The following is a 24,529-nucleotide window of genomic DNA, read 5'->3' on the forward strand; positions in this document are numbered from 1 at the left end:
GCTCGTCTTCGTTGGAAGCGCAGCTCTGCTCTTCGCCGCTGCGCTCGTCGCCACAGCCCTGTCCTGCGCGGCGATGGAAACGATGGGCGCGGTGCCGATGGCCGGCGGCTGGTTGCTCTCGGAATCTGGCTGCCGCTCTGCGGCCAGTCCTGGTTTGAGACCGCCGCCTGCTTCCTCGGCATGTGGCTCGTGATGATGGTCGCGATGATGCTGCCGTCGCTGACACCCGTGCTGTGGCGCTATCGGAAGGCGGCGCTCGCGGCTGGAGCCACCCGGCCCGGCGGGCTCGCCGCGCTGATCGGCGCCAGCTATTTCGCTGTCTGGATCGGCTTCGGCCTGCTCTCCTTCCTGCTCGGCGCGAGCCTGGCCCAGGCAGCGCTCCAATTTCCCTCGCTCGGGCGCCTCGGCCCGCCAGCGGGTGCCCTGATGATCCTGATCGCCGGGCTTGCGCAAGCCTCGCGCTGGAAGGCCCGGCTTCTGGCTGATTGCCATGGGGCTCATCCCGCATCGTGGACCCATTCCAACGCGATGGCGGCGGTAGAGGCCGGCGCAATTCTCGGCCTGCGCTGCTGCCTGTCCTGTCTAGGCCCGATGGCGGCGCTGACTGCGGGCGGCCTGATGGATCTGCGCCTGATGGCCGGCATGACGATCGCCATCACGGCCGAGCGCCTCTTGCCGACGGAAACACGCGCCGCGGACGCCATCGGCGTCATCATGAGCGCCGCCGGACTGCTTCTGCTCGTGCAGGTGCTCGGATGAACGGCTCCCCGCAAACCACCCATGGTGGCCAGTTTAGCATGGCGCCGGCAAAGCTCATTGACGGGGCGCAAATTCGCTGCTTCATTCGCAGAAAGCATCAAGCAGCGAAGTTGATGCATGAAAGGGATTGCCATGGCTCAACCCGCCAACCCTGAGGCCTCTCCCTGGATCGGCGCCGCCGCATCGGCCGCCGCGCAGTCACGCAACAATATCTTCGAGATGAGCCGGCAGGCCGAGGGCGCGGTCATCGACCCGCGCGACCCCGGCGGCTTTCCCTCGCCCTGGCGCCGCGCCGTTGCCGCCCGGATCGCGACCTTGAACGCGCTGCCGGAGCTGGCCGCGCATTATATCGGCAGCGTGACCGATCCGGCCTTGCGTGGTCTCGCCGACCCCGCTGAGACCGGGCGCGAGCCCCGTGAGCGCAGCGTCATCAGCTTCATGGACCGCGTCGCAACGCAGCCGCGCGCCGTGCAGGCCGAGGAGATCGAGGCGCTCAAGGTGGCCGGCGTCGCGGAAGCCGATATCGTGCGGCTCTGCGAACTCAACGCCTTCATGAGCTATCAGTGCCGCGTCCTCGCCGGGCTCGCCGTTCTCAAGGGAGCCTCCGCATGAGCCGGGTCGTGCATCGCTTCACCCGCAATGTGCCGGACTGGCAGCCGCGGGTGACACCCGTCGACCTCGCCAAGGCGAGCCCCGAACAGCTCAACGCGCTGAAGGTCACGCCGTCCAACACCAAGGTCTCGGATTACGTGCTGGTGCTGGCGCATGATCCGGAGACGCTCAACGTGCGCTCGCCGCTGTTCAACGGCATCATGTATGATCCGGGCGGCCTGAGCCGGGCCGAGCGCGAGCTTGGTGCAATCGGCGCCTCGGTGGTCAACCGCTGCATCTACTGCGCCGCCGTGCATGCCGCGCGCCATGCCCAGCTCAGCAAGGACACCGCCGTCACCGATGAACTCTTCGCCAATGGCGAGAAGGCCAGGCTCGGCCCGCGCGACCAGGCGATCTTCGACTATTCGGTGAAGCTCTCGCAATCGCCGCCGGCCGTGACCGAGGCCGACACCGCCCGCTTGCGCGAAGCGGGGCTGGACGAGGCCGAGATCGTCGACCTCATCCTGTCCACGGCCCTGTTCGGCTGGGCCAACCGGCTGATGCACATCCTCGGCGACCCCGTCCGCAAAGACGGGTGAGATGAGCCGTCTCAAGATCCTCGAGGCCTATCTGCAAGTCGCCTCGCTCGGCAGCGTAACGGCGGCGGCGAAGCATCTGGGCGTGTCCCAGCCTTCAGTCAGCCGCATGATCCAGGAGCTGGAGCGCGATCTCGGCCAGCCGCTGTTCGAGCGCGTCGGCCAGCGGCTCGTGCTGACGCAGAAGGGCATGGTGCTGCGCGACGATGTCGAGCGGGCGCTGGCCGGCTTCGTCAATCTGTGGGAGCGCGCCCGCGAGGTGATCGGCGAGGCCGAGCCGCCGATCCGGATATCCGCTGTGTCCTCGCTTGCCTTCGGCTTGCTCACCGATGCCTGGAACGGGGCGGATGCGCCAAGGCTCGCGGTCGAGGTCGAGAATCCCGATCGCGTGCAGAACGCGGTGATCTCCGGCAACGCGCAGCTCGGCGCCACCAGCGCGCCGCTGCTGCATCGCGACCTCTCGCTGGAATGGCTGGGCACGGCGCCTTGCGTGCTCGCCGTGCCCGAGACCGACCCGCTCGCCCAGATCGAAGGACCGATCGATCTTCATGCCCTCGCCGGGCGCGACCTCGTCGGCATGTCGCTGCGCCGCGGCTTTCCGGCGCGCATCCGCGCGGCGCTCCACGCGGCCGGCGTTGATGTCCGGGTGAGGATCCGCACGACCTCGACCATGAACGTGCTGTCCTTCATCCGGGCCGGTGCCGGCATCGCCATCGTCGAGCCGCTGACGCTGACCGGCAATCCGACGCCCGGCATCCGCGTCCTGCCGCTGGCGACTTCGATCCCCTATTGCTTCGGCGTCGTCACCGCGCGCGGCGTCACCCTCTCCGACAAGGCCCGCGACCTGATCGCCGCGCTCAAGACGAGCGCGCAGAAGCGGATTGCCGATTTCGCCCTGATCCCCCCCGAAGAGCATCAGGCGCTGCTCGCCTCGCTGACCAAACAGGAGACGCGGCTGTGACGACAAACCAGGCCGCTGCACCTGAAGGGCTGGAAGCGCTGAACCGCCGCGTCGCCCGCGAGCTCGAACTGCTGACCCTGCCGGCCGCCCCTTGGGTGCCGGAACGCAGCGTCGATGGCGAGCCTGTGCTCGATGTCGCGATCATCGGCGCCGGCATGGCCGGGCTCGCCGCGGCCGCGGCGTTCCGGAATATCGGCCTGCGTGCCGTCAATTTCGACCGCCGGCCGCAGGGTTTTGAAGGCCCTTGGGCGACGACGGCGCGGATGGAGACGCTGCGCTCGCCGAAAACCCTGACGGGGCCGGCGCTGGGCATCCCCTCGCTGACCTTCCGCGCCTGGTTCGAGGCGCAGTTCGGTGCCGCTGACTGGGAGGCGCTCGACAAGATCCCGCGGCTGATGTGGATGGACTATCTGCGCTGGTTCCGCGAGGTTCTCGCTCTCGATGTCTGCAACGGCCATGAGATCGCGATGATCCATCCCGGCCCCGAGCATGCGACGCTGGAGATCGACGCCGCTGGCACCCGCCGGCGCGTGCTCGCCCGCCATGTCGTGCTCGCGACCGGCCGCGACGGGCTCGGCGGCCCGGCCGTGCCGGAGATCGCCGAGAGCCTGCCGCGCGCACGCTGGGCGCATTCCTCGGATGAGAACGACTATGCGCAGCTCCGCGGCAAGCGCGTTGCGGTGATCGGGGCCGGCGCGTCGGCGATGGACAGCGCCGGCACGGCGCTCGAAGCCGGCGCGGCCAGCGTCGACCTGCTGATCCGCCGCCGCGACATCCCGCGCATCAACCGCGGCAAGGGCATGGGCCATCCGGGTTCCATCGCCGGCTATCGCCATCTGCCCGATGCCTGGAAATGGCGGATCAACAGCTATATCGCCCGCGAGCAGGTGCCGCCGCCGCGCGCCAGCGTGCTGCGCGTCTCGCGCCATCCCAACGCGTTCTTCCGGCAGGGCACGGCATTGATCTCCGCCCGGATGGACGGCGACGAGATCGTCGTCGAGACCAGCGCCGGCACGATGCGCTTCGACTTCATGATCTTCTCGACAGGCTTCAAGGTCGACTGGGGCAGCCGGCCCTTCCTCAGGGAGATCGCGGCCAACGCCCGCAACTGGGTCGACCGCGGCATGCCGGATGATGCCGAGCCAAGCCTCGGCGCCATGCCCGACCTCGGCCCTGCCTTCGAGTTCCAGCCGAAAGTACCCGGCACCTGCCCCGGACTCGAGCGCATCCACTGCTTCTGCTACCCGGCGATGATGTCTCACGGCACGGTCTCCGGCGACATCCCGGCGATCAGCGACGGTGCCGAGCGATTGTCGCAGGCGATCGCGTCGAGCCTGTTCCGCGAGGATATCGAGGTGCATTTCCAGCGCGGCCAGGCGTATTCTGAGCCGGAGATCTTCGGCGACGAATGGGTACCGATCCTGCCCGAACCGGCGAAGGTATCGGCCTGATGCTCGGGTGGCTGCTCCAGCGCGTCGCGCAGGCGCTTCTCGTGATCTTCGCGATGTCGCTCGTGGTCTTCCTCGGGCTGCACGCCGTCGGCAACCCCGCCGACCTCCTGCTGGCGCCGGACGCCACGCAGATCGACCGGGCGGAACTCGTGGCGCGGCTCGGCCTCGACCGGCCGCTCTGGCAGCAGTACCTCAACTTTGCCAGCAGCGCCCTGCAGGGCGATCTCGGCCGCAGCTTCGTCTACAATGTCCCGGCCGTGACGCTGATCCTGCAGCGCCTGCCCGCGACGCTGGAGCTCGCCTTCGCCGCGATGGTCTTCGCGGTCATCATCGGCGTGCCGCTCGGGCTCTATGCCGGGCTCTATCCCGAGCGCCTGCTGTCGAAGCTGATCCAGACCGGCAGCATCCTCGGCTTCTCATTGCCGACCTTCTGGGTCGGGCTCCTCTTGATCATGACCTTCAGCGTCTCGCTGGGCTGGCTGCCGGCGAGCGGGCGCGGCGAGACGGTGCGCGTCTTCGGCGTCGAATGGTCGTTCCTGACGCTCAACGGCTGGCGCCACCTGTTGCTGCCGGCAATCAACCTGTCGCTGTTCAAGGTCTCGCTGGTGATCCGCCTGACGCGGGCCGGCGTGCGCGAGGTCCTGCCGCTCGACTATGTCCGCTTCGCGCGAGCCAAGGGCCTGCGCCGCGGCCGGATCGTGATGATGCATATCCTGCGCAACATCATGATCCCGCTGGTGACGGTGCTCGGGCTGGAGCTCGGCTCGACCATCGCCTTCGCGGTGGTGACCGAGAGCATCTTCGCCTGGCCGGGCTCGGGCAAGCTCATCCTCGACAGCATCAACGCGCTCGATCGGCCGGTGGTGATGGCCTATCTGCTGGTCGTGGTGACGCTCTTCGTCATCATCAACCTCGTCGTCGACATCCTCTATCGCTTCCTCGATCCGCGCGTCCGCGAGGAGGCCTCGGCATGACCACGGTTCCAGCCGCCGCTTCCGCCCGTCGCCCGTCGAGCAGCGCGCTCCGCCGCTTCCTGCGCGCGCCCTCGGCCTGGATCGGGCTCGGCCTGATGACGCTGCTCGTCATCGGTGCGGTGTTCGCGCCGCAGATCGCGCCGCAAAACCCGTTCGACCTCGCGGCCATCGACGTGCTCGACGCGCGGATGACGCCGGGCTCCGTGTCGTCGGGCGGCGACATCACCTATCTGCTCGGCACCGACGGCCAGGGGCGCGACCTGTTCTCGGCGATCCTCTACGGGCTCCGGACGAGCCTGACCGTCGGCGTCGGCTCGGCCGTGCTCGCCGGCATCATCGGCATCCTGCTCGGATTGATCGCGGCCTGGAGCGGCGGCTTCATCGATGCGCTGATCATGCGGCTCGTCGACCTCCTGATGTCGCTGCCCTCGATCCTGATCGCGCTCCTGATGCTGGCGCTGCTCGGCAAGGGCATCGGCAATGTCGTGCTGACCTTGGTGCTGCTGGAATGGGCCTATTATGCCCGCACCGCCCGCGCCCAGGCGCTGGTCGAGCGCAAGCGCGATTATTTCGAGGCCGCCCGCGGCCTCGGCCTGCCGACCTCGCGCATCCTCTTGCGCCATGTCCTGCCGAATTGTCTGCCGCCACTGCTCGTCATCGGAGCGCTTCAGGTCGCGCGCGCCATCACGCTGGAGGCGACGCTGTCCTTCCTCGGGCTCGGCGCGCCGGTGACGCAGCCCTCGCTCGGCCTGCTGATCGCCAACGGTTTCCAGTTCATGCTGTCGGGCGAATACTGGATCAGCTTCTTCCCCGGCCTGACGCTGCTGACGGCCATCGTCGCGATCAACCTCGTCGGCGACCGCCTGCGCGAAGTGCTCGACCCGAGGGCGCTGAAATGACCGCGCCGCTGCTCGAACTCCGCAACCTGCGCACCCGCTTCCGCACCGATCGCGGCGATCTCGACGCCGTGCGCGACGTCTCCTTCACCCTACGGGCCGGCGAGACGCTCGGTCTCGTCGGCGAGAGCGGCTCGGGCAAGTCGGTCACCGGCTTCTCGATCATGGGGCTGATCGACCCGCCCGGCCAGGTCGTCGGCGGCGAGATCCTGTTCCGCGGCCAGGACCTGACCAGGCTCGACGAGGAGGCTATGCGTTGCCTGCGCGGCAACCGCATCGCCATGGTCTTCCAGGACCCGATGATGACGCTGAACCCGGTGCTCCGGATCAGCACGCAGATGATCGAGACGATCCGGGCGCATGAGACGATCAACGACGCTTCGGCGCGCATCCGTGCCCGCGACCTGCTCGGCACCATGGGCATCCCGAGCCCGGAGGCACGGCTCGACGCCTATCCGCACCAGCTCTCCGGCGGCATGCGGCAGCGCGTCGCCATCGCCATCGCGCTGATCAACAAGCCCGACCTGATCATCGCGGACGAACCGACCACCGCGCTCGACGTCTCCATCCAGGCGCAGATCCTGGCCGAGGTGCAGCAGCTCACCCGCGAAAGCGGCACCGCCCTGCTCTGGATCACCCATGACCTCTCGGTGATCGCCGGCATCGCCGACGAGATCGCGGTGATGTATGCCGGGCGCATCGTCGAGCATGGCGGAATCGATGCCGTGCTAGACCGGCCGAGCCATCCCTATACGGCCGGGCTGATCGGCAGCCTGCCGGGGGCAAGCGCGCCGGGCTCGATGCTGGTGCAGATTCCCGGCACGACGCCCGACATGGTCGACCCGCCCCAGGGCTGCGCCTTCGGTCCGCGCTGCTCGCGCCGCGACGACGCCTGCGAGCGTCAGCCAGCCTTCACCGAAGGCGCGCATCGCCTGCGCTGCTTCCATCCCCTGTCCGGCCCCGCTTCATCGGCCGAGGTGGCGGCATGACGACGAAACCCGCCTCCGTTCCGGCGTTGCAGACGCACGATCTGAGCCGCCGCTTCGGCCGTGCGGACGGGCTCGCGGTCAAGCTGCATCTCGCCAGGCGGCAGCCCGTTATCCACGCGCTCGACGGCATCGACCTGACAATTCCGACCGGCGAATTCGTCGGGCTCGTCGGCGAATCCGGCTCCGGCAAGTCGACACTCGGGCGCATTGCCGCAGGCCTGCTGCCGCCGAGCAGCGGCACGGTCGAGGTCTTCGGGCGCGACCCGCAGGGCGACCGTTCGGTCCATCGCGACGTGCAGCTGATCTTCCAGGACCCGCAAGCGAGCCTCAACCCGCGCATGCGCGTCGCGGAAGCGATCGGCGAGGCGCCGCTGGTCCATGGCATCGCCTCGCGGTCCGAGATCGACGAGTATGTCTGCGCGCAGATGCGCCGGGCCGGGCTCGACCCGGCCTATCGCCAACGCTTCCCGCACCAGTTCTCCGGTGGCCAGCGCCAGCGCATCTCGATTGCGCGGGCTCTCGCCCTGCAACCGCGTTTCCTGGTCTGCGACGAATCCGTCGCCTCGCTCGACGTCTCGATCCAGGCGCAGATTCTCAACCTGTTCATGGAGCTGCGCCGCGATCTCGACCTGACCTATCTGTTCATCAGCCACGACCTGCGCGTCGTGCAGCACATCGCCGACCGCGTCGTGATCATGTATCTCGGCCGCATCGTCGAGGACGCGCCGGCGGCCCGGTTCTTCGCCCATCCCAACCACCCCTATACGCAGGGCCTGCTGGCGGAGATTCCCGACCTGAAGCAGCGGCGGCGCGTCTATGCGCCGGTGAAGGGCGAGATTCCGAGCCCGGCCGCACCGCCGCCCGGCTGCCATTTCCACCCGCGCTGCCCGGCCGCCTTCGACCGCTGCCGCGTCGAAAGACCCGCCCTGCGCGAGATCGTGCCGGGCCACCGTTCTGCCTGCCACCTCAACGACGTCGCAGCGGCTCCGGCCCGCGCGCAAACAGGAGAGATCGCATGACGACCAGACTGAGCACCTTTGCGCTTTCGGCGGCACTGATCGCCGCCGCGGGCGCTGCCAACGCGGAAGACCTGCGCATCGCCTTCGGCGACCCGGTCTCGGCGATCGACCCGCAGCTCAACAACCATGCCGGCGACCATTCGGTCTCGCAGCATTTCTGGTCGCGCCTCGTCGCGCAGAAGACCGAGGGCGGCGTGGTCCCCGACCTCGCGGCCTCCTGGAAGAACCTCGCGCCCAATACCTGGGAGTTCAAGCTGCGCGAGAACGCGGTCTGGACCGACGGCAAGCCGGTCACGGCCGAGGACGTCGCCTTCTCCTATGAGCGCGCCCAGAACGTGCCGGGCAGCGTGGCGAGCTACAAAGGCTTCCTGCGCAATGTCGCCAAGGTCGAGATCAAGGACCCGCACACGCTGGTGATCACCAGCCGCGCGCCCGATCCGCTGCTGCCGATCAACATCTCCAGCATCTATGTCGTCAGCAAGCATGTCGGCCAGACCGCGACGACGGACGACTACAACAGCGGCAAGGCGATGGTGACCGACGGCCCCTATGCCTTCGTCAGCTACACGCCGGGCGACCGCATTGAGATGAAGCGCAATGACAGCTTCTGGGGGCCTAAGCCCGAGTGGGAGAAGGTCAACTACCGCTATATCGCCAACCCGGCGGCGCGCACGGCCGCCCTGCTCTCGGGCGATGTCGATGTCATCGACAAGGTCTCGTTCTCCGACATCGAGAAGCTCGAGAAGAACCCCAAGGTCAAGGTCTGGTCCTATCCGGGCCTGCGCGCCCTGATCATGCAGCCGAGCTTCAACCCGAACCCGTCGAAATTCATCACCGACAAGGCCGGCAAGCCGCTCGACAAGAACCCGCTGCTCGATGTCCGTGTCCGCAAGGCGCTCACCATCGCGATCAACCGCGAGGCGATCGCGGATCGCGTCGCCCGCGGTGGCGTGACCGTGGCATCGCAGTGGATGCCGGCCGGGAGCTTCGGCTACGATCCGGACCGCGCCAAGATCGATCTCGACCCCAACAAGGCCAAGGCCCTGCTCACCGAGGCCGGCTATCCCGATGGCTTCAAGCTGACCATGCATGTGCCGGGCGAGCGCTATCCGTTGGCGCCCGAGACCGCGCAGGCGATCGCGCAGTTCTGGACCCGCATCGGCGTCGAGACGCAGGTCGAGGTCGTGCCCTTCTCGGTCTATTCCGGCGCAGCCAACAAGAACGAGTATGCGATGAGCATGATCGGCTGGGGCAACGGCACCGGCGAAGGCACCTATGCGATGACCGCGATCCTCGCGACCGCCAACGCCTCGAAGGGCCTCGGCGCCTCGAACTGGGGTCGTTACAGCAATCCGAAGCTGGACGAGGCCCTCGCCAAGGCCAGCGCGGAGTTCGACGACGCCAAGCGCGAGGCGATCATCAAGGACGCGGTCAAGGTCGTGATGGACGATGTCGGGATCATGCCGCTCTACCATTACAAGAACATCTGGGCGAGCCGGCCGGACCTGAAGGTCGTGCCCTGGCACAGCGACCGCACCGTCGCGATGCAGGTCAGCAAGGCCAAGTAGGGCCAGATTTAAGGACGCCGCCATGGCTGCCGCCTTCTCGATCAGCCCGACCGTCGACCTGATCGATGTACCCCGCCGGATTGCCCTGACAGGGCTGCCGGCGGGCGCAGAGGTGACCATTGCCGCGGAAACCCCGCGCGACGGTCATCTCTGGCAGGCTCAGGCGGTGCTCAAGGTCGGGGCCGACGGCAGCATCGACCTCGAACGCGATGCGCCCCTGCGCGGCGACTACGCGGGCATCGCGGGCATGGGGCTGGTCTGGGCGCAGACCGGCCAAGGCGAGCTGTTCCCGGCCGACCTGTCCCGCCCGCTCGAAACCACGATCACCGCCCATGTCGGCGGTGAGCCCATCGCTTCCGGAGGCTTCAGCCAGATCCTGATGGCAGAGGGTGTGACGCGGCATCCCCTCGCCGGGGATGGGCTCGTCGGAACGCTGTTCCTGCCGGCCGGCGAAGGCCCGTACCCGGCGATCATGATTCTGAACGGCTCGGGCGGCGGTATCAACGAGCCGCGTGCAGCGCTCTGGGCCTCGCGCGGCGTGGCTGCGCTGGCGCTCGGCTATTTCGGCGCGCCCGGCCTGCCGAAATACATCTCGAACACGCCGCTTGAATATTTCGCCCGTGGCCTCGACTGGCTGCGTGCCCGCGTTCGCCCGAAGAACGATTTCGTCGCCGTCGCCGGGCAATCGCGCGGCGGCGAACTGGCGCTCCTGCTCGGCGCAACCTTCCCCGACAAGGTCTCGGCCGTGCTGGGCTATGTGCCGAGCGCCTTCTTGCATGGCGGACAGGCCGCCGCCGACCCGGCTCCGGGCCTCGGCCGTGATGGCCCCTGCTGGACGCTCGACGGCAAGCCGCTCGTCCATCAATGGCAGGACAACGCCAGCGCGAGCTGGAAGCCCTATGACGAGGCGACCGAAATGCGTCGCAATGCCGATGCGATGCGGACCGCGCTCAGTGATCCCGCCGCAATGGCCCGCGCCCGCATCCCGGTGGAACGGATCGCCGGGCCGGTGCTGCTCATCTCTGGCGGCGATGACGGGGCGTGGCCTTCCGATCTCTATTCGCTGATCGTGCAGTCGAGCCTGCTCGCGGCGGGGCATCCGCATGAGGTTCTCTGGAAGAACTGGCCGGCGGCCGGCCATTCCATCCTGTTTCCCCATGTGCCCGCGACGCGCATCGCCCATCGCCACCCGGTCAGCGGCATCGCGACCACGATGGGCGGCACGCCGGCGGCGAATGCCGCGGCTAATGCCGCGGCTAATGCCGGTGCCTGGGAGGCAGCGCTTGCCTTCCTCAGGCGCCATGGCGGGCAAGCCGGCTGACAGTCCCCGCACAGCGCGAGCGAACCTGTGCACCACCCCATCGGCGGGCCACGACCTCTTGTGCGGGGAAGCATTTTCACGTCATCTCCGCTGACGCCATGCCGGCGCAGCGCTGCTGTGCCGGCTCAACATGACCTCGGCTCACCGGATCACGAATGGTTTCTGTAGCGCTGAAGACGGTTTCGAAGAGCTGGGGTGGTGCTGCCGCCGTCGATGCCATCAGCTTCACCGTTGAAGGCGGCAATCTCGTCGCATTGCTCGGCCCGTCTGGCTGCGGAAAGTCGACCACGCTCAGGCTGATCGCGGGGCTCGAGGAAACCAGCAGCGGCGCGATCGCGATCGGCGGGCGCGACGTCACCCATGCCTCGCCCTCGCAGCGCGGCATCGCCATGGTCTTCCAGAATTACGCGCTGTTCCCGCATCTGAGCGTGGCAGAGAACATCATGTTCGGCCTCAAGGTCCGCAAGGTCGGGCGTGCCGAGCGCGATGAACGCCTCGCCCGCGCCGCCTCGATTCTGGGGCTCTCCGCCCTGCTCGAACGCAAGCCCTCGCAGCTCTCCGGCGGCCAGCAGCAGCGCGTCGCGCTCGGCCGCGCCATCGTCGCCGAGGCGCCGGTCTGCCTGATGGACGAGCCGCTCTCCAATCTCGACGCCCAGTTGCGCGTCGAGATGCGCCGCGAGATCCGCGAATTGCAGCAGCGGCTCGGCATGACCATGGTCTATGTCACCCACGATCAGGTCGAGGCGATGACCATGGCCGACCAGGTCGTGCTGATGCGCAACGGCCGAATCGAGCAGGATGCTCCGCCGGACGTGCTTTACGAGAACCCGGCGACGATCTTCGCGGCCCGCTTCGTCGGCACGCCGCCGATGAACGTGCTGCCGCTCGCGACCGTGCAGGCGAAGGGCGGCGCGATCACGGCTCCCGACGGCCTCGATCCCGAGAGCCTCGCGGTCGGCATCCGCCCCGAGATGGTCGAGATCACCGAGCGTGGCATTGCCGCCGATGTCGTCGCGGTCGAATATCTCGGCTCCGATACGCTGCTCGAAACCCGCATCGACGGGCATTCCTTCATCGTCAAACGGCCCGGCAAAGTGCGGGCCACAGCCGGCCAAGCGGTCTACATCACGTTGTCACAATCGGCGCTGCACTGGTTCGACCTGGCGTCGGAACGAAAGGTGGTTCGCAACTGAACCGGCCGGAGCGTCGGGCGTGCGGACCATCCCAACAAGGGAGAGAGGACATCATGGACAGGCGTGAATTTCTTGGCGGCACCGCTGCCCTTGCGGGCGCGACCGCTCTTCCCGGCATCGCCCGGGCGCAGAGCACTACCGAACTCTCGTTCTTCTATCCGGTCGCCGTCGGCGGGCCGATCACCAAGCTGATCGATGCCTATGCCGCCGGCTTCGAGAAGGACAACCCCACGGTCAAGCTGAAGCCGATCTATGCCGGCACCTATCAGGAGACGATCGTCAAGGCGCTGACCGCGCATAAGAGCGGCACGCCGCCGGTGCTCTCGGTGCTGCTCTCGACCGACATGTTCACGCTGATCGACGAAGAGGCGATCGTGCCCTTCGACGACTTCATCAAGACCGACGAGGACAAGAAGTGGCTCGCCGGCTTCTATCCCGGCTTCATGGAAAACAGCCAGACCGGCGGCAAGACCTGGGGCATCCCGTTCCAGCGCTCGACCGTGGTACTCTACTGGAACAAGGAGCTGTTCAAGGAAGCCGGGCTCGACCCCGAGAAGCCGCCGAAGACCTGGGCCGAGCAGATCGAGTTCGCGCAGAAGCTGACCAAGCGCGACGCTTCCGGCAACACCACGCAATGGGGCATCCAGATCCCCTCCTCCGGCTTCCCCTACTGGCTGTTCCAGGGCCTGACCACGCAGGCCGGCGCGATCCTCGCCAACAGCGCGGGCGACAAGACCGATTATGCCAATCCCGGCGTGGTCGAGGCGCTGCAATACTGGGTCGACCTCGCGCAGAAGCACAAGGTTCACCCGCCCGGCATCGTCGAATGGGGCACCACGCCGCGCGACTTCTTCGAGAAGAAGGTCGCGATGATGTGGACCACCACCGGCAACCTCACCAATGTCCGCGCCAACGCCAAGTTCCCCTTCGGCGTTGGGGTGCTGCCGGCCGGAAAGAAGCCGGGTAGCCCGACCGGCGGCGGCAATTTCTACCTCTCCAAGAAGGCGACGAAGGCTGAACAGGAAGCCGCCTTCAAGTTCGTGCGCTGGATCACCACGCCCGAGCGCGCCGCGCAGTGGAGCATCGATACCGGCTATGTCGGCGTGACGCCGGCCGCTTACGAGACCGAGGCGATGAAGAAATACGTCGCCGACTTCCCGCCTGCTCTCGTCGCGCGCGACCAGCTGTCAAGCGCGGTGGCCGAACTCTCGACCCATGAGAACCAGCGCGTCACCAAGGCGCTGAACGACGGGTTGCAGGCGGCTCTGACCGGCACCAAGGCGCCACAGAAGGCAATGGAGGAGGCGCAGGCCGAGGCCGAGCGCATCCTCAAGGCCTATCGTTGATCTGCGACTGATGACGAACCGCGCGACCGCGACGATCCATGGCTGGCTGCTCCTGCTGCCGGCTATGGCTTGCCTGGCCTTGTTCACGCATTGGCCCGCGGTCGCGAGCTTCATCGAGAGCTTCCATTCGACACCGAAGGCGCGCCGCCCAGCGCGTTTCATCGGGCTCGAGAACTACCAGCAGATGCTCGCCGACCCGATCTTCTGGAAGGCGATGAGCAACAATCTCTGGTTCGCGCTCGGCACGATCCCGACATCGATCGCGCTGGCGCTCTTGATGGCGGTCTGGGTCAACGACAGGATCGCGGGGCGCACGCTCGTCCGCATGGCCTTCTTCACACCGACGATCCTGCCGATGATCGCGGTCGCCAATATCTGGCTGTTCTTCTACACACCGCAATACGGCTTGCTGGAACAGATCACCGGCCTGTTCGGCGCGCGCTCGACCAACTGGCTGGGCTCGCAGGACACCGCGCTCTACGCCATCACCATCGTCGCGATCTGGAAGGAAGCCGGCTTCTTCATGATCTTCTACCTCGCGGCGCTGCAGGCTATCCCGCCCAGCCTCGGCGAGGCGGCGGCGATCGAGGGCGCCTCGCGCTGGACCTTCTTCCGGCGCATCCAGTTCCCGCTCTTGATGCCGACGACGCTGTTCGTGCTGATCAATGCCGTGATCAACGCCTTCCGCATGGTCGACCATGTCTTCGTGATGACGCGCGGCGGCCCGGACAACGCGACGACGCTGCTGCTGTTCTACATCTACCAGGTCGGCTTCGGCTTCTGGGACACGGCCTATGCGGCGACGCTGACCTGCGTGCTGCTGGCGCTGCTCGCGCTCGTCGCCTTCGTCCAGTACGGCTGGCTCGAACGCAGGACGCATTACCAATGAGCGCCGCGCCCCACCCCGCTCCGACGGCTGCGCGCGCTGACCCTTACGCGCCCAAGGGCCTTGCGCTCACGCTGGAATCGACCGGCGCGATCCTGCTCGCTTTGCTCTGGGTGCTGCCGCTCGCCTATGCCGTCTGGGCGGCGTTCCACCCGGCCGAATACACCACGCGCTTCGTGCTGACCGCGCCGCTGACGCTCGACAATTTCACCCGCGCCTGGGCGGCCGCCCCCTTCGCCCGCTATTTCCTCAACACCTTCATCCTGGTCACCCTGATCCTGGTCTTCCAGATCGTGCTGGGGACGCTCGCAGCCTATGCCTTGGCACGGCAGGATTTCTGGGGCCGCGACATCGCCTTCGTGCTGATCCTGGCGCAGCTGATGATCATGCCGGACGCGCTGATCGTCGAGAACTACCGCACGCTCGCCAAACTCAACCTGATCGACACGATTCCGGCGATCGCCCTGCCCTATATCGCCTCGGCCTTCGGCATCTTCCTGCTGCGCCAGACCTTCAAGACCGTGCCGAAGGAACTCGACGATGCCGCCCGCGTCGAGGGCGCGAGCCCGCTGCAGGTGCTGATGCGGGTCTATGTCCCGCTGGCGAAGCCGACCTACATCGCCTACGGCCTCGTTTCGGTCAGCTATCACTGGAACAACTTCCTCTGGCCGCTGCTCGTCACGAACTCGGTCGAGTCGCGCCCGCTGACCGTCGGCCTCCAGGTGTTCTCCTCGGCTGACCAGGGCATCGATTGGGCTGTGATCTGCGCGGCGACATTGATGACCTCGGCGCCGCTGCTCGTCGGCTTCCTGCTGTTCCAGCGCCAGTTCGTGCAGAGCTTCATGCGCGCGGGTATCAAGTAACGACCGATACGCCGATGAAACTGATCACCTGGAACATCCAATGGGCCCGCGGCGTCGACGACAAGGTCGATCCGCATCGCATCATCGACCACGCCAAGCAGATGGCGGATTTCGACGTGCTCTGCCTGCAGGAGGTCGCGGCGAACTTCCCCGATCTCGACGGCAACGACCGCACCGACCAGTTCGCCCTGTTCAGCGAGTTGCTGCCGGGCTTCACCGCGATCGAGGCGATCGGCGTCGATATTCCGGATGGCGCCGGCGGCCGCAAGCGCTTCGGCAACCTCGTCCTGTCGCGATTGCCGGTGGCGCAGGCGCTGCGCCATGTCTTGCCCTGGGAAGCGGCAGCGACGCGCAACATGCCGCGCGTGCTGGTCGAGGCGATGGTCGAGACACCCTTCGGCCCGATCCGGGTGATGACGACGCATCTGGAGTACTCTTCGCCCATATTGCGGGCCGCCCAGGTCGAAGGCATCCGGCAGATCCACCGCATGGCCGCCGCGCGGCAGGCAACGCCGCGTGCAGCCGGCCCGCATACCTATGCGCCGACGCCGAACGCGGCGAGCGCGATCCTGACCGGCGATTTCAACATGCGCCCGGACGATGCCGGATTGGCGCAGTTGCTCGCGCCCTTCGACGGTGACGTGCCGCCGCTGATCGATCTCTGGCCGGTGCTGAAGGGCTCGGAACCGCATCCGCCCTCCGCCTTCATCTGCGACCAGACCTACGGCCCGCCGGGCTGTCTCGACTTCGTGCTGGCGACGCCGGACCTCGCCCAGCGGGCGCGTTCGATCACCTACGACATCGAGACGCGAGCCTCGGATCACCAGCCGATCCTGGTCGAGTTCGACCTCGGATGATCTTCACCCGGCAGGATCACGAGCGGCTCGACGCGATCCTGCGCGAGGCGGCGCGGCGCGAGGTGATGCCGCGTTTCCGCCGGTTGGCGGATGACGATATCCGCGCCAAGCAGAACCCGGTCGACCTCGTCACGGAAGCCGACGAAGCGGCCGAGCGCTTCATCTGCGCTGAACTGGCCAAGGCCTTTCCCGGCGCCGCGCTGATCGGCGAGGAAGGGGTCACGAAAGATCCCTCGCTGCTCGAAAAGCTGGCGCAAGCCGATCTCGCCTTCGTCATCGACCCGATCGACGGCACGCTGAACTATGCCAGCGACCTCTCGCTCTTCGCGGTGATGGCAGCCGTCATCATCAAGGGCGAGATCGCCGCCGCCGTGATCCATGACCCTGCCGCCGAGGACAGCGCCATGGCACTGCGCGGCGGCGGCGCATGGCTCAGCCGCGCGGATGGCGCGAGCTGCGACCTGCGTGTCGCAGCGCCCGTCGCGATACGGCATATGAACGGGATGGCGAGCTGGCAATATTTCCCCGAGCCGCTGCGCAGCACGCTTCCCAGCCGCTTCCCCGCCTTCCTCGAAGTCGGCTCGCTGCGCTGCTGCGGGCAGGAATATCGTTTGGCTGCAGCGGGGCGCCTGCAATTCCTGCTCTATGGCGTCCTCAACCCTTGGGACCATGCGCCGGGCGTGCTGCTCTACAGCGAGGCAGGCGGCCATGCGCGCCTGCTCGACGGCCAGCTCTATACACCGACCGAGCGCCCGGCCGGGCTGCTCTGCGCGCCTGATGAGGCGAGCTGGCAGGAAATTCGATCGACCCTATTGGACTGAGCGGCAGCCGCCGCCGCTCAGTCGTCGTCTTCGTCGCGCGGGCGAGCGCTTTCCCCAAGAATTTCGCGTTTCCCAGCGTGGTTGGCGGGTCCGACGATGCCCTCGTTCTCCATGCGCTCCATGATGGAGGCGGCGCGGTTGTAGCCGATCTGGAGGCGGCGCTGGATGTAGGAGGTCGAGGCCTTCTTGTCGCGCAGCACGACCGCCACAGCCTGCTCGTAGGGGTCGTCGCTCTCGACCGAGCCCATGCCGGTCTTGTCGAAGACGGCACCATCCTCGTCCTCGGCGCCCTCGTCCTCCTCGGAGGTGACGGCATCGAGATATTGCGGCCGGCCTTGGGTCTTGAGATGGGCCACGACCTTCTCGACCTCGCTGTCCGAGACGAAGGGGCCGTGGACACGGGTGATGCGCCCGCCGCCGGCCATGTAGAGCATGTCGCCCTGGCCGAGCAGCTGCTCGGCGCCCATCTCGCCGAGGATCGTGCGCGAGTCGATCTTGCTCGTGACCTGGAAGGAGATGCGGGTCGGGAAGTTCGCCTTGATCGTGCCGGTGATGACGTCGACCGAGGGGCGCTGGGTCGCGAGCACGACATGGATGCCGGCGGCACGCGCCATCTGGGCCAGGCGCTGGATCGTGCCCTCGATCTCCTTGCCGGCGACCATCATCAGGTCGGCCATCTCGTCGACGATGACGACGATATAGGGCAGAGGCTCGAGGTCCATGACCTCCTCCTCGTAGATCGCCTCGCCGGAATGCTTGTCGAAGCCGGTCTGGACGGTGCGGGTGATCACCTCGCCGGCCGCCTTGGCCTCTCCGACCCGGGCATTGAAGCCGTCGATGTTGCGCACCGAGAGCTTCGACATCTTCTTGTAGCGCTCCTCCATCTCGCGCACCGCCCATTTGAGGGCGACGACCGCCTTCTTGGGATCGGTGACGACCGGGGTGAGCAGATGCGGGATGCCGTCATAGACGGAGAGTTCGAGCATCTTGGGATCGACCATGATCAGGCGGCACTCCTCCGGCTTGAGCCGGTAGAGGATCGACAGGATCATGGTGTTGATGGCGACGGACTTGCCCGAGCCGGTGGTGCCGGCGACGAGCAGATGCGGCATGCGGGCGAGATCGGCGATCACCGGTTCGCCGCCGATGGTCTTGCCGAGGCAGAGCGCGAGCTTGTGCTTGGTCGCCTCGAAATCCTGGCTGGCGAGGAGCTCGCGCAGGAAGACGGTCTCGCGGCGGGTGTTGGGCAGTTCGATGCCGATCGCGTTCTTGCCCTGAACCACCGCCACACGCGCCGATACCGCGCTCATCGAACGCGCGATGTCGTCGGCCAAAGAGATCACCCGGGAGCTCTTGATGCCGGGGGCCGGCTCCAGTTCATAGAGAGTCACGACCGGGCCGGGACAGGCCTGGACGATCTCGCCTCGGATATTGAAGTCCTCCAGCACGCCTTCGAGCAGGCCGGCATTCTGCTGGAGCGTCTCGACCGGCAGTCTCTCATCCTGCGTCGGCGGCGGCTCGGCGAGGAACTCGATCGGCGGCAACTGGAAGCCGGCATCCTGCACCACCGGCAACTCGACAAGGCGGAGCTTGGCCCTGAAGGGCGTGACCTTAGCGGGCTGGGCCACAGATTCAGGTTCAGAGCGCGCAGGTTCCAGTTGGGCGGGCTGGGGCTGAACCGGTTTGGATGGAACAGGCTTGGGCTCGACCGCAGGCCGCGTGCTGCGCGCCAGCGGCACGCCGGGCTTCGCTACAAGCACAGTTTCTTCCGGGGCCGGAGCCTCGTCCTCGGCCGCAACCGTTTCCACGGCCGGGGCCTGCCAGGAGGGCGTCGCGATCTGGAAGCTCACCTGATAGCTCTGCCCCCAGCCGAAGCCGGACCAGGCGGGCGCGACCACCGGAGCAGTCACCGCGATCGGCGTCGCTTCGCGCTTCGCGACCCGCGGCTCTTCGTCGAAGGCGATAACCGGGGCATGGGCCAGCGCTTCCGCCGCCATCGGCAGAGAGACGGGCTCGAAGGAGAACTCGGCGTCGTCGCGCTCGGCCTCGGGCACGCATTCCCAGAAGGCATGATCCGAGATGAAATCGAGCGGCGTCGCGACGTCCTGCTCCGGGACGACAACTATCTCCGCAGGAGCCTCGAACGCCATCTCGTCGGTGAAGGCGTTCTCGCCCTCGTTGAACGTCAGCTCGACGGAGACCGCTTCATCCGTTGCCGGCTCGGGCGCCGTCTCGGTGCCGGGCGCTCCCCAGACCTGCCGGATCAGATGATCCGGCGTGCGCCAGAAGCGGACACGGCTCTCGCCCGGAGCGGGAGCGTTCGGGGACATGGCGATGTCGAGGGACTGGCCCAGAACCGGGGAAGCGGCCAGCTCCTGCTCGGCCTGCGCAAGCTTGCGCTGGGCGTCCGTGGAGCGCGAGGGCCTGACATAGGTCGGCCAGAGGCTGGAGGATGATCCCCCCTGCCGAATCGACTCGGCCGCAGGGGCTTCCGGCGTCGCGGACGACGCGCCCTCCTGTGGCTGAACGAAGCGATTATCCTCGGGAACGACGGCGTTCGCGCGGCGGTGACGGTCCAGTTTATGCATGGGCTTAGGCGAACACTACGCTTCGTTAACCTGAGCCCCAGTGCTAGCCCGGCAGGGTTAAGAGACCGTTCAGATCGAGCGCGCAGGGGCAGGCAGGATCAGCACGGCGACGGCGATCATCAGCGCCCTGGCCCTGAGAACCGCGCCATCTCGTACCGCGCCCGGCAGCCCTCAGGCCGCGACGGCGCTCATCCGCGCAGCGTTCATCACGCGCACGCCGCCAGGGACGATCAGGATGGTCTTTTCGCGGGCGAGGCGGGTGAAGGTGCGGCTCACCGTTTCGATGGTCAGGCCGAGGAAATCGGCGATGTCCTGCCGCGTCATCGGCAGCGGCACCGTGACCGACGGCTTGCCGAGGCGCGCCCAGCGCTGCTGCATGCCGAGCAGGAAGCAGATCAGCTTCTCCTCAGCCGTGCGCCGGCCGAGCAGCATCATCTGCTCATGGGCAAGCGTCAGCTCATGCGTCGCGAATTCGTGCAGGCGCTTCAGCAGATGCGGCTTGGCATCGACCAGCGCGGTATAGGCGCCGCGCGCGAAGGCGCAGACCGCGACATCGCCGATGGCATCGGCCGAGAAGCCGTAGGCATCGCGCATCGCAAGGCCGAGAAAATCGCCCGGCAGCGCGAAACCGACCACCTGCCGGCGACCGTCGGAGAGCAGCTTGTAGAGGCGCACGACGCCGGCCGTGACGTTGTAGACGGAATGCGCCTCGCGGCCCTGCGTGAACAGCGTCGCGCCGGAGGCGAAATGCGTGGGATGCGCCAGGGATTCGAGCAGCGCCAGCTCGTCATCCGTCAGGGACGCACAGACGCTGACCAGCCGCACCATGCAACTGCGGCAGCCGCCATCGCCGCAGGCCGTGGGGTGACAGTTCACGATCGCACCTTCCTGATCATCGGCAGACCATACCGCATGGGTTCGAGCCCACAAAGCGCGCTTCTGGTCGCAAGCCGCCGATTTGATCCAGATCAATGCGCCCTTGCCGGCCCGGCAATCACGGTACGCCCTCGAAACCCCGGAGAGCGTTCGTGACTGGCGATGATATCTTCGAGGTCGCGCGCATCGCGCCTGCGGGCGCCGACACGGTCTTCAGCCTCGTCGCCATGCTGCATCCGGAGGTGACCCCGGAGGGCTGGGCCGCCTTCGTGCGCGACAATTCGCAGGATGGCGCGCGGCCGCGCGGCGTCTTCGCGCTGCGCGACGCGCGCGCCATGCCGCATGCCGTCTTCACCTTCCGCGTCGCGCAGACGATCGCGGGTGGCACGGCGCTGGAGATCTCGGAACTGGCAATGATGAGGCTGCCGGGCACCTGTCTGGTCGATGCCTTGCTGCGCTTCGCCAACCAGCTCGCGATCGAGCTCGACCTGCCGCGGATCGCGATCTCGCTGGAGCGCTCGGCCGCCTGGGCGCAGGACCATGACGCTTTCCAGCGCTCGGGCTTCCAGGTCGACCGGATGATGGTGCTCGGCCGGGCGCGACTAGCGCCGACGGCCTGCAATTGACCTGCCTCAAGTTGGGCAGTCGCCGGGATCAGCGGCCGTTGACCTTCCGCCACGCCGCGAAATCGGTCTTGGTCTGCTCCTCAGTCGCCGGGTAGAGGCCGAGGATCGAGCGGCCCTTCAGCACCTCCTCGGTGACGAAATCCTCGAAGGCGGTCATCTCGACCGCCTCCGCCGCGACCTCGTCGGCGAGATGGGCGGGGATGATGATGACGCCCTCGGCGTCGCCGACCACGACATCGCCCGGGAAGACCGCGACGTCGCCGCAGCCGATCGGCACGTTGATATCGATCGCCTGATGCAGGGTCAGGTTGGTCGGGGAGGACGGGCGGTTGTGATAGCTCGGGAACGGCAATCCCGCGATCTCGTAGGAATCGCGGAAGCCGCCATCTGTGACGACGCCGGCAACGCCTCGCTTCATCAGGCGCGAGACAAGGATACCCCCGGCGGAAGCCGCGCGCGGGTCCTTGCGGCTGTCGATCACCATCACGGCGCCGGGCGGGCAATCCTCGACCGCCTTGCGCTGCGGATGGGCCCGATCCTGGAAGACCGAGAGCGGGTTCAGGTCCTCGCGCGCCGGGATGTAGCGGAGCGTGAAGGCCTCACCGACCATGGTGCCGGCGCCGGGATTGAGCGGGCGGACATCCTGGATGAACTGGTTGCGCAGGCCGCGCTTGAACAGCGCCGTGCAGAGCGTGGCGACGGAGACCGTGCGCAGCTTCTCGCGGGTTTCCGGCTTGAGACTGGGCATGCGTTCACCTTCCGACGTCCGTGGCTCCCCGCCGGGCGGCAGGTGGCAGGGAGGTTCCCGCGATCCGCCCCGCTTTGTAAAGGCGAAGCGATCAGCGAAAAACGCAACCCCGCCCTTGCCTGCCGGGATACGGACTACTTGCCCCAGCGCAGCGCCAGCGGATCGAGCTCGCGGGCGAGTTCGATCAGGCCCTCGCGGGTCTTCGGATGCAGCGGCGTCAGGGGATGGCGCACGGCCTCCGATTTGATGACGCCACCTTCCTTCATCACCGCCTTGGCCGAGCGCAGGCCGCACTGCCGGTTCTCGTAATTGATGATCGGCAGGACGCGGGCATAGAGCGCCGCCGCCTGCTTGCGATCGCCGGCGGCGTGTGCCGCGAGGATCGGCTTGATCAGGTCGGGGATCATCGCCGAAGTCATCGTGCCGGTAGCGCCGGCATCGAGATCGGCCATCAGGGTGATCGCCTCCTCGCCGTCGAAGGGGCCGACCACGGCGTCGCCGCCGGCCTCGATCAGCGCGCGCAGCTTACCCGCCGTGCCGGGCACCTCGATCTTGAAATAGCGGACAAGCGGGACCTCCTTCGCCAGCCGGATCATGAAGGGCACGGTCATGGTCACGCCGGAAAGCGGCGCGTCCTGGAGGATGATCGGGATACCGCAGGCATCCGCCACCGCCTTGAAGTGCTCGATCATGCCCTGCTCGTCAGCCTTGAGCAGCGCGCCGTGATAGGGCGGCATCATCATCAGCATCTTGGCGCCGGCGTCCGCTGCGGCGCTGGCGCGCTGGGCGGCGATGCGGGTCGCGAAATGCGAGGTGGTGACGATGACCGGCACGCGGCCGGCGACCTGCTCCAGCGAGAGCCGCATGACCTGATCGCGCTCCTCGTCGGTGAGCAGGAACTGCTCCGAGAAATTGGCGAGGATGCAGATGCCGTCGACGCCCTGGTCGACCATCAGGTCCATGACGCGCCTGTTGCCCTCGATATCGAGGTCGCCGTTGTCGTGGAAGATGGTCGGCGCGATCGGCAGGATGCCCTTGTAGGGTTCGGTCATGGCGTCATCTCGTCGGTGGCGAACGGGGCGGGTTCAGACAGTGCTGGCGGCCTTGGTGCCGCGCAAACGGCGGGCGATCGAGCCGAGGACCGGCATGACCAGAAGCGCCAGGCCGATCGTCATCAGCGTCGAGACCAGCGGGTTCGACCAGAAGATCGAAAGGGAGCCCTGGCTGAAGATCATCGACTGGCGGAAGGCGTCCTCGGCCTTGTCGCCGATGACCATGGCCAGCACCAGCGGCGCGATCGGATAGTCGAGCTTCTTGAAGAGATAGCCGACGAGGCCGAAGACCAGCGCGAGCCAGATGTCGAATTCCTTGCTCGCGGCGGTGAAGGCGCCGATGAAGCAGATCACCACGATGACCGGCCCGATGATCGAGAAGGGGATGCGCAGGATCGAGGCGAAGAGCGGCACCGTCGCCAGCACCACGACAACCGCGACGACATTGCCGAGATACATCGAGGCGATCAGCCCCCAGACGAAATCCGGCCGGTCGGTGAAGAGCGTCGGGCCGGGATTGAGGCCCCAGATCATCAGGCCGCCCATCATCACCGCAGCCGTCGCGGAACCGGGAATGCCGAGCGCCAGCATCGGCAGCATGGCGGCGGATCCGGCGGCATGGTCGGCCGTCTCGGGCGCGATCACGCCCTCGGGCTCGCCCTTGCCGAATTTGGCGGGGTTGCGCGAGGAGCGCTTGGCCATGGCGTAGCTCATGAAGGAGGCCGCGGTCGGCCCGCCCGGCGTGATGCCCATCCAGATGCCGATCAGCGAGGAGCGCAGCAGGGCGAGCCAGTAGCGCGGCAGCTTGGCGGCCGTCCGCAGCACGTCGCCGATGCGGACCTTGGCGGCGACGCCCTCGAATTTCAGCCCCTCCTCCATCGTCAGCAGCAATTCGCCGATGCCGAACAGGCCGATGACCGCGATCAGGAAGCTGACGCCGGCGAGCAGCACGTCGAACTCGAAGGTGAGGCGGACATTGCCGGAAACCGAGTCCATGCCGATGGTCGCCAGTGCGAAGCCCATCGCCATCGAGACGACCGTCTTGAAGGGCGAGGCGCCGCCGAGCCCGATGAAGCTGGCGAAGGTCATGAAATAGACGGCGAAATATTCTGGCGAGGAGAAGCGCAGCGCAAAATTCGCGACCCATCCGGAGAGCAGCGTGATCAGGATGACGCCGGCCATGGCGCCGAAGCCGGCCGAAAGGAAGGCGAAGGAGAGCGCCTCCGTCGCCTTGCCCTGCTTGGCCATCGGGTGGCCGTCGAAGGTCGTCGCGACCGATGAGGGTTCGCCGGGGATGTTGAACAGGATCGAGGTGGTCGAGCCGCCGAAGAGCGCACCCCAGTAGAGCGAGGTCAAAAGGATGATCGCCGAGACCGGATCCATCGAAAAAGTCAGCGGCAGCAGGAGCGAGACGCCGTTTGGGGCGCCCAGACCCGGCAGCACGCCGACGAGCACGCCGAGCAGGACCCCCGCCATCATCAGCAGGACATGGTGCGTGGTGAGCGCGACCGAGAAGCCGTGCATCAGGTTGGCGACATTATCCATGCT

23 protein-coding genes are annotated in these 24,529 nt (G+C 67.3%); 18 read left to right on the forward strand and 5 right to left on the reverse strand.

Translation table 11 applies throughout. The features are described 5' to 3' along the window. Nucleotides 1-180 precede the first annotated feature (180 nt). The 17 genes from AC1RLU_RS23535 (at nucleotide 181) to AC1RLU_RS23615 (ending at nucleotide 17,091) form a co-directional block, all read left to right on the forward strand. Nucleotides 181-759, forward strand: a complete 579-nt coding sequence (locus AC1RLU_RS23535; RefSeq protein WP_492798533.1) for a DUF2182 domain-containing protein — start codon at nucleotides 181-183, stop codon at nucleotides 757-759. 132 nt (nucleotides 760-891) lie between these two features. Continuing rightward, nucleotides 892-1,371, forward strand: a complete 480-nt coding sequence (locus AC1RLU_RS23540) for a hypothetical protein (protein WP_492798534.1) — start codon at nucleotides 892-894, stop codon at nucleotides 1,369-1,371. Further along, complete coding sequence (locus AC1RLU_RS23545) at nucleotides 1,368-1,949, forward strand: peroxidase-related enzyme (protein WP_492798535.1); 582 nt, start codon at nucleotides 1,368-1,370, stop codon at nucleotides 1,947-1,949. The genes AC1RLU_RS23540 and AC1RLU_RS23545 overlap by 4 nt, the downstream gene beginning before the upstream one ends. A 1-nt stretch (nucleotide 1,950) precedes the next feature. Continuing rightward, nucleotides 1,951-2,907, forward strand: a complete 957-nt coding sequence (locus AC1RLU_RS23550; RefSeq protein ID WP_492798536.1) for a LysR family transcriptional regulator — start codon at nucleotides 1,951-1,953, stop codon at nucleotides 2,905-2,907. Next, entirely contained in the window at nucleotides 2,904-4,358 is a 1,455-nt protein-coding gene (locus AC1RLU_RS23555) for a SidA/IucD/PvdA family monooxygenase (protein ID WP_492798537.1), read from the forward strand. The genes AC1RLU_RS23550 and AC1RLU_RS23555 overlap by 4 nt, the downstream gene beginning before the upstream one ends. Beyond that, on the forward strand, nucleotides 4,358-5,332 hold the full coding sequence (locus AC1RLU_RS23560; RefSeq protein ID WP_492798599.1) for an ABC transporter permease: 975 nt from the start codon (nucleotides 4,358-4,360) through the stop codon (nucleotides 5,330-5,332). The genes AC1RLU_RS23555 and AC1RLU_RS23560 overlap by 1 nt, the downstream gene beginning before the upstream one ends. Beyond that, nucleotides 5,329-6,231: an ABC transporter permease gene (locus AC1RLU_RS23565; protein ID WP_492798538.1), complete on the forward strand. Its 903-nt coding sequence runs from the start codon at nucleotides 5,329-5,331 to the stop codon at nucleotides 6,229-6,231. The genes AC1RLU_RS23560 and AC1RLU_RS23565 overlap by 4 nt, the downstream gene beginning before the upstream one ends. Next, a complete protein-coding gene (locus tag AC1RLU_RS23570) occupies nucleotides 6,228-7,217 on the forward strand; it encodes an ABC transporter ATP-binding protein (protein ID WP_492798539.1) in 990 nt (329 codons plus the stop codon). The genes AC1RLU_RS23565 and AC1RLU_RS23570 overlap by 4 nt, the downstream gene beginning before the upstream one ends. Further along, entirely contained in the window at nucleotides 7,214-8,236 is a 1,023-nt protein-coding gene (locus AC1RLU_RS23575; protein WP_492798540.1) for an ABC transporter ATP-binding protein, read from the forward strand. The genes AC1RLU_RS23570 and AC1RLU_RS23575 overlap by 4 nt, the downstream gene beginning before the upstream one ends. Continuing rightward, nucleotides 8,233-9,804 carry an ABC transporter substrate-binding protein gene (locus tag AC1RLU_RS23580; RefSeq protein WP_492798541.1) on the forward strand — a complete coding sequence of 524 codons (1,572 nt, stop codon included), beginning with the start codon at nucleotides 8,233-8,235 and terminating at the stop codon, nucleotides 9,802-9,804. The genes AC1RLU_RS23575 and AC1RLU_RS23580 overlap by 4 nt, the downstream gene beginning before the upstream one ends. Nucleotides 9,805-9,826: 22 nt before the next feature. Next, nucleotides 9,827-11,125, forward strand: coding sequence for an acyl-CoA thioesterase/bile acid-CoA:amino acid N-acyltransferase family protein (locus AC1RLU_RS23585; RefSeq protein WP_492798542.1), 1,299 nt, complete (start codon nucleotides 9,827-9,829; stop codon nucleotides 11,123-11,125). 155 nt (nucleotides 11,126-11,280) lie between these two features. Next, on the forward strand, nucleotides 11,281-12,318 hold the full coding sequence (locus AC1RLU_RS23590) for an ABC transporter ATP-binding protein (RefSeq protein WP_492798543.1): 1,038 nt from the start codon (nucleotides 11,281-11,283) through the stop codon (nucleotides 12,316-12,318). A gap of 53 nt (nucleotides 12,319-12,371) precedes the next feature. Continuing rightward, nucleotides 12,372-13,664, forward strand: coding sequence for an ABC transporter substrate-binding protein (locus AC1RLU_RS23595; protein ID WP_492798544.1), 1,293 nt, complete (start codon nucleotides 12,372-12,374; stop codon nucleotides 13,662-13,664). 10 nt (nucleotides 13,665-13,674) lie between these two features. Beyond that, nucleotides 13,675-14,553, forward strand: coding sequence for a carbohydrate ABC transporter permease (locus AC1RLU_RS23600; protein ID WP_091862065.1), 879 nt, complete (start codon nucleotides 13,675-13,677; stop codon nucleotides 14,551-14,553). Beyond that, nucleotides 14,550-15,413 (forward strand): carbohydrate ABC transporter permease, encoded by an 864-nt coding sequence (locus AC1RLU_RS23605; protein WP_082617300.1) that lies wholly within the window; start codon nucleotides 14,550-14,552, stop codon nucleotides 15,411-15,413. The genes AC1RLU_RS23600 and AC1RLU_RS23605 overlap by 4 nt, the downstream gene beginning before the upstream one ends. 14 nt (nucleotides 15,414-15,427) lie before the next feature. After that, on the forward strand, nucleotides 15,428-16,270 hold the full coding sequence (locus tag AC1RLU_RS23610) for an endonuclease/exonuclease/phosphatase family protein (RefSeq protein ID WP_492798545.1): 843 nt from the start codon (nucleotides 15,428-15,430) through the stop codon (nucleotides 16,268-16,270). After that, nucleotides 16,267-17,091 (forward strand): inositol monophosphatase family protein, encoded by an 825-nt coding sequence (locus AC1RLU_RS23615; RefSeq protein ID WP_492798546.1) that lies wholly within the window; start codon nucleotides 16,267-16,269, stop codon nucleotides 17,089-17,091. The genes AC1RLU_RS23610 and AC1RLU_RS23615 overlap by 4 nt, the downstream gene beginning before the upstream one ends. 17 nt (nucleotides 17,092-17,108) lie before the next feature. Here the strand turns inward: AC1RLU_RS23615 and AC1RLU_RS23620 are convergent, their stop codons facing one another. Together AC1RLU_RS23620 and AC1RLU_RS23625 are read right to left on the reverse strand one after the other, a co-directional pair. Continuing rightward, nucleotides 17,109-19,679: a DNA translocase FtsK gene (locus tag AC1RLU_RS23620; protein WP_492798547.1), complete on the reverse strand. Its 2,571-nt coding sequence runs from the start codon at nucleotides 19,677-19,679 to the stop codon at nucleotides 17,109-17,111. 171 nt (nucleotides 19,680-19,850) lie between these two features. Then, nucleotides 19,851-20,507, reverse strand: coding sequence for a helix-turn-helix domain-containing protein (locus AC1RLU_RS23625; protein ID WP_082617320.1), 657 nt, complete (start codon nucleotides 20,505-20,507; stop codon nucleotides 19,851-19,853). Nucleotides 20,508-20,707: 200 nt separating this feature from the next. Between AC1RLU_RS23625 and AC1RLU_RS23630 the strand changes: the two genes are divergently transcribed. After that, nucleotides 20,708-21,181 carry a hypothetical protein gene (locus tag AC1RLU_RS23630; protein ID WP_091862613.1) on the forward strand — a complete coding sequence of 158 codons (474 nt, stop codon included), beginning with the start codon at nucleotides 20,708-20,710 and terminating at the stop codon, nucleotides 21,179-21,181. A 28-nt stretch (nucleotides 21,182-21,209) separates the two neighbouring features. Here the strand turns inward: AC1RLU_RS23630 and AC1RLU_RS23635 are convergent, their stop codons facing one another. From AC1RLU_RS23635 to AC1RLU_RS23645, 3 genes are all read right to left on the reverse strand, one after another. After that, nucleotides 21,210-21,929 (reverse strand): ribonuclease activity regulator RraA, encoded by a 720-nt coding sequence (locus tag AC1RLU_RS23635; RefSeq protein ID WP_492798548.1) that lies wholly within the window; start codon nucleotides 21,927-21,929, stop codon nucleotides 21,210-21,212. Between the two features lie 134 nt (nucleotides 21,930-22,063). Then, nucleotides 22,064-22,981: a dihydrodipicolinate synthase family protein gene (locus AC1RLU_RS23640; RefSeq protein WP_492798549.1), complete on the reverse strand. Its 918-nt coding sequence runs from the start codon at nucleotides 22,979-22,981 to the stop codon at nucleotides 22,064-22,066. A 33-nt stretch (nucleotides 22,982-23,014) separates the two neighbouring features. Continuing rightward, nucleotides 23,015-24,526: a tripartite tricarboxylate transporter permease gene (locus AC1RLU_RS23645; RefSeq protein WP_492798550.1), complete on the reverse strand. Its 1,512-nt coding sequence runs from the start codon at nucleotides 24,524-24,526 to the stop codon at nucleotides 23,015-23,017. Nucleotides 24,527-24,529 lie beyond the last annotated feature (3 nt).

The sequence above is a fragment of the Allobosea sp. GW822-FHT05A11 genome, from assembly GCF_058800455.1.

What these genes read in the sequence shown, in the direction of transcription:
- AC1RLU_RS23615 (WP_492798546.1), top strand. Translation starts at nt 16,267, where the DNA reads ATGATCTTCACCCGGCAGGATCACGAGCGGCTCGACGCGATCCTGCGC.
- AC1RLU_RS23535 (WP_492798533.1), top strand. Translation starts at nt 181, where the DNA reads ATGTGGCTCGTGATGATGGTCGCGATGATGCTGCCGTCGCTGACACCC.
- AC1RLU_RS23560 (WP_492798599.1), top strand. Translation starts at nt 4,358, where the DNA reads ATGCTCGGGTGGCTGCTCCAGCGCGTCGCGCAGGCGCTTCTCGTGATC.
- AC1RLU_RS23595 (WP_492798544.1), top strand. Translation starts at nt 12,372, where the DNA reads ATGGACAGGCGTGAATTTCTTGGCGGCACCGCTGCCCTTGCGGGCGCG.
- AC1RLU_RS23605 (WP_082617300.1), top strand. Translation starts at nt 14,550, where the DNA reads ATGAGCGCCGCGCCCCACCCCGCTCCGACGGCTGCGCGCGCTGACCCT.
- AC1RLU_RS23610 (WP_492798545.1), top strand. Translation starts at nt 15,428, where the DNA reads ATGAAACTGATCACCTGGAACATCCAATGGGCCCGCGGCGTCGACGAC.
- AC1RLU_RS23580 (WP_492798541.1), top strand. Translation starts at nt 8,233, where the DNA reads ATGACGACCAGACTGAGCACCTTTGCGCTTTCGGCGGCACTGATCGCC.
- AC1RLU_RS23645 (WP_492798550.1), bottom strand. Translation starts at nt 24,526, where the DNA reads ATGGATAATGTCGCCAACCTGATGCACGGCTTCTCGGTCGCGCTCACC.
- AC1RLU_RS23540 (WP_492798534.1), top strand. Translation starts at nt 892, where the DNA reads ATGGCTCAACCCGCCAACCCTGAGGCCTCTCCCTGGATCGGCGCCGCC.
- AC1RLU_RS23640 (WP_492798549.1), bottom strand. Translation starts at nt 22,981, where the DNA reads ATGACCGAACCCTACAAGGGCATCCTGCCGATCGCGCCGACCATCTTC.
- AC1RLU_RS23620 (WP_492798547.1), bottom strand. Translation starts at nt 19,679, where the DNA reads ATGCATAAACTGGACCGTCACCGCCGCGCGAACGCCGTCGTTCCCGAG.
- AC1RLU_RS23550 (WP_492798536.1), top strand. Translation starts at nt 1,951, where the DNA reads ATGAGCCGTCTCAAGATCCTCGAGGCCTATCTGCAAGTCGCCTCGCTC.
- AC1RLU_RS23625 (WP_082617320.1), bottom strand. Translation starts at nt 20,507, where the DNA reads ATGGTGCGGCTGGTCAGCGTCTGTGCGTCCCTGACGGATGACGAGCTG.
- AC1RLU_RS23565 (WP_492798538.1), top strand. Translation starts at nt 5,329, where the DNA reads ATGACCACGGTTCCAGCCGCCGCTTCCGCCCGTCGCCCGTCGAGCAGC.
- AC1RLU_RS23575 (WP_492798540.1), top strand. Translation starts at nt 7,214, where the DNA reads ATGACGACGAAACCCGCCTCCGTTCCGGCGTTGCAGACGCACGATCTG.
- AC1RLU_RS23635 (WP_492798548.1), bottom strand. Translation starts at nt 21,929, where the DNA reads ATGCCCAGTCTCAAGCCGGAAACCCGCGAGAAGCTGCGCACGGTCTCC.
- AC1RLU_RS23570 (WP_492798539.1), top strand. Translation starts at nt 6,228, where the DNA reads ATGACCGCGCCGCTGCTCGAACTCCGCAACCTGCGCACCCGCTTCCGC.
- AC1RLU_RS23585 (WP_492798542.1), top strand. Translation starts at nt 9,827, where the DNA reads ATGGCTGCCGCCTTCTCGATCAGCCCGACCGTCGACCTGATCGATGTA.
- AC1RLU_RS23600 (WP_091862065.1), top strand. Translation starts at nt 13,675, where the DNA reads ATGACGAACCGCGCGACCGCGACGATCCATGGCTGGCTGCTCCTGCTG.
- AC1RLU_RS23545 (WP_492798535.1), top strand. Translation starts at nt 1,368, where the DNA reads ATGAGCCGGGTCGTGCATCGCTTCACCCGCAATGTGCCGGACTGGCAG.
- AC1RLU_RS23590 (WP_492798543.1), top strand. Translation starts at nt 11,281, where the DNA reads ATGGTTTCTGTAGCGCTGAAGACGGTTTCGAAGAGCTGGGGTGGTGCT.